This window comes from Nocardiopsis sp. MG754419 (genome assembly GCF_018207095.1).
Taxonomy (GTDB): Bacteria; Actinomycetota; Actinomycetes; order Streptosporangiales; family Streptosporangiaceae; genus Nocardiopsis.
In genome coordinates, this window is the sequence record NZ_QOCZ01000267.1 from 1 (window position 1) to 3,297 (window position 3,297).

General features: G+C 70.1%; 2 protein-coding genes. One reads left to right on the forward strand and one right to left on the reverse strand.

Going from position 1 to position 3,297, the window contains the following annotated elements:
- Positions 1–120: 120 nt before the first annotated feature.
- Positions 121–1,122 carry a glycerophosphodiester phosphodiesterase family protein gene (locus tag DSY14_RS27380; protein ID WP_307851351.1) on the reverse strand — a complete coding sequence of 334 codons (1,002 nt, stop codon included), beginning with the start codon at positions 1,120–1,122 and terminating at the stop codon, positions 121–123.
- Positions 1,123–1,377: 255 nt separating this feature from the next.
- On the opposite strand from DSY14_RS27380, the gene DSY14_RS27385 reads away from it, so the two are divergent.
- Entirely contained in the window at positions 1,378–2,928 is a 1,551-nt protein-coding gene (locus DSY14_RS27385; RefSeq protein WP_211719492.1) for a hypothetical protein, read from the forward strand.
- The last annotated feature ends 369 nt before the right edge of the window (positions 2,929–3,297 follow it).

Here is a 3,297-nt window from a genome sequence, read left to right on the forward strand (position 1 = left end):
GGGGTGGGCCGCTCGCCCACGTACGCTCCGGGGCCGGCCCCGGTGCCCGGCGGAGCACCGCCCGTCACCGGAGGATCGGTGCGTCACCGATCCTCCTCTCGGGCACCGGCCCGGGCGCTGTCAGCGCACGAGGGCCTCGGTGTCCTCTGCGCCGGACTCCGAGGCCTGATCGACACGGCCCCCGAGGAACTCGTCGATGACCCGTCGACCGAGATCGGGAAAGTCGGTGATGAGACCGTCGACCCCCATCTCCAGGACACGGCGCATCCCCGCGGCGTCGTTGATCGTGTACGGCATGATCTCCACACCGGCGTCCTGCACCGCCGCGACGTACTCCGCGTCGATGCGGGTGTGGTTGGGGTTGATCATCCGGGCCCAGTCGTAGTCGGCGATCTCCTCGAGCGGGACCAGGCCGAGCAGACCGTGCGGTACCGAGGGCAGCAAGGCCTGGGACCGTTCGGTCCACTCCCAGTCGAAGCTCTGGACGACGAGCCGGTGCGGTTCGTCGAGCGGGTTGGGGATCAGCCAGTGCGGGTCCCGGGCCAGTTCCATGGAGACCCGTCGCTCGATACCCGGGTACAGCGCGGGTTCCTTGACCTCCAAGAGCAGGTTGAGATCGTGCTCCTCGAGACGGTCCAAGGCCTCCCGCAGCGTCGGGACGGCCTCGCCCGCGAACTCCGGTCCGAAGAAGGAACCGGCGTCGAGACGACCGACCTCCTCCAGAGTGAAGTCACCGACGTTGTAGGGCGCCCTGTCGGGGAAGACCTCGGCGACGTCGGTGGTGCGTTCGAGCGTCGTGTCGTGCATGAGGATGATCTCGTCGTCGGCGGTGAGCTGGACGTCGATCTCCACGGTCTCCGCGCCCAGACGGTGTCCCTCGTCGATGGCGGCGAGGGTGTTCTCCGGTGCGGTACCGGCCGCTCCGCGGTGGGAGACGGCGATGATCGGTCGAGTGGGTACCGCGGGCTGTGGCAGGGCCGCGGAGCTCTGGTGGACGCGCTGCGCTTCGGTCGACTCGTGGCCGTGCGGCACGAGCGTGGACGGGGCCGCGAGCGCGGGGCTCGCGAGAACGGACATCGAGAACGTGACTGCTCCGACGACGAATCCGATGCGCTGGTGCACCGGGCCTCCCAAGTACGCGTGGACTGGCCGACTGCTCCTCAAGAGTGAGCGCGTCCGGTGACCGGACGGTGACGGTGCGCAGAGCAGTCGGTGATCCGCCGACCATCTTCTGATGGACCGAGCCCGCAGGCCGACGAATCTCACCCTATGTATACATTTGGCTACTTCATGTCCGTATTTTGACCACGGACTCCCTCGATAACCACAGAGTGCCCTGTAATGATCACTGGTAGTAGTCGATGGGAAGGAACACTCATGCGCAAGCACCACACGAGGTGGGTCGCGCTGTTCAGTGCCGCCGCGATATCCGCGTCGGGGCTGGTGGGCCTCGCGGGGCCTGCGGCGGCGGACGACAAGGACACCAAGGCGCTCAGCTGGCCCGTGGTCAGCCAGGGGGTCTCCTCGTACAGCCTCGACGGGTACGAGCTCACCTACCTGCCGGCGGGGCTGGACCGCTACGGGGTCAACGCCACCTCCACGACCGATCGTCAGGGCAACAGCCAGTCCCAGCTCGCGTGGGTGCAGGGCCCCGACCAGCTCTACGGCCGTGTCGCGGTGCTCCGCTCCGAACGCCTCCAGGAACTCGACGACCTGAGGGAGCACCGTTACAGCCACCTGTCGGAGAGCTCTCTGGAACAGCTCCCCGAGAGCGAGACGTTCGAGCACGGCGCCTACCTGGCGGAGGACACCGGAGACGTGTTCTGGCTGGAGAGCCCGGGCGTCGCCGTCACCACGCACCTCCAGCCGGACCGCTGGGAGCGGGGTGAACTGATCCGTATGGCCGAGTCGGTCGCGGAGGTGAACGCCTCCGAGGGGGCCGAGACCCCCGCGGAGGAGGCCGCTGAGGACGAGGCCTCGCAGGAGAAGGCTCCCGAGGACGAGGTCCCGGAGGAGGCCGCCGAGGACGAGGCTCCCGACGACGAGACCCCCGCCGAGGAGACCACGGAGGACGAGACCCCCGCAGACGAGGCACCCGAGGACGAGGCTCCGACCGAGGACGTCCCGGCCGAGGAGGCGCCGGCCGAGGACGAGGCTCCCGAAGAGGCCCCGGTCGAGGAGGCACCCGTCGAGGAGGCACCCGTCGAGGAGGCCGTGGACGAGGAGGTTCTGCCGGAGGACGCGGTCGACCCGATCGAGACCCCCGTCGGCAACGTGACCCCCGAGGCGCCGGAGGAGGAGGCTCCCGAGGAGGGCGCCACCGACGAGGCCGTCGAGGAGGAGGGCGCCGAGGAGGCGACCACTGAGGACGAGGCGACCGAGGAGGCCCCGGTCGACGAAGGGGCGGACGAGGGCGCCGTCGAGGAAGAGGCCGACGTCGACGGGTCCGAGGCCGCCGACGCCGTCTCCTCCCGCGAGGTCAAGACCTGCCTGACCGAGCACTTCGTCGATTTCGACTCCGGGTCCTCGGACCTGGACCAGGAGCAGATGACGCCGACCAGCGGGCAGTTCGTCGAGCGGGCCCTGGGTTCGGGCGACCTCGGTGACGACGAGCGCGACCGCCTGCTCGCCACCGTCTGGTACTACGGAGACGAGGCGGACAAGGTCGCCGCCACCGGTGACTGCGCCGACCGCTTCGGGGTGGAGCGCAGCGAGGTGGAGGACGTGATCTCCGAGGTCGCGGACCTGATCGCCGAGCTGATCGCGGAGGCCGACCAGGCCATGTCCGACGCGATGGACCAGGTGGAGCAGGCCTCCGCCGACACGCGGGACGCCGCCTCCACCGATGTCGAGGACCCGGTGGGCGCCCAGGAGTGGGAGGAACTGTGGGACTCCCTGCCCTGGAGCATCCCTTCCGAGAACTCCTGAGCGAGACGCCCTGAGTAGGGCGGAGCAGCACGGGAGGGACCACAGGATCCCCCCGTGACCACGGTCGACCCGGGGTCGGTGCGCATTCACCGGCCCCGGGTTCTCTTGTGCGGTGACCGTGTCGTCGACCGTGCTCCCGTGCCCCGGTCGGGCACGGAACGTTCGTGGTCCGGGCGCCCGTCGGACACGCCGGGGATCGTCGACGCGTCGTCGCCCGGCGGCGTACGCCTCCTCGGCGCGCGCCGCCCCTGGGGCGGCGCGACCGACGCGTCCCCGACACCCCCATTTTCCGACAGCACGAATTCCGTGGCCCTGAGCGCCGAAACCGGACGGCCTCCACGCCCCGGGCGACCGGCGGCCGCATCGGAC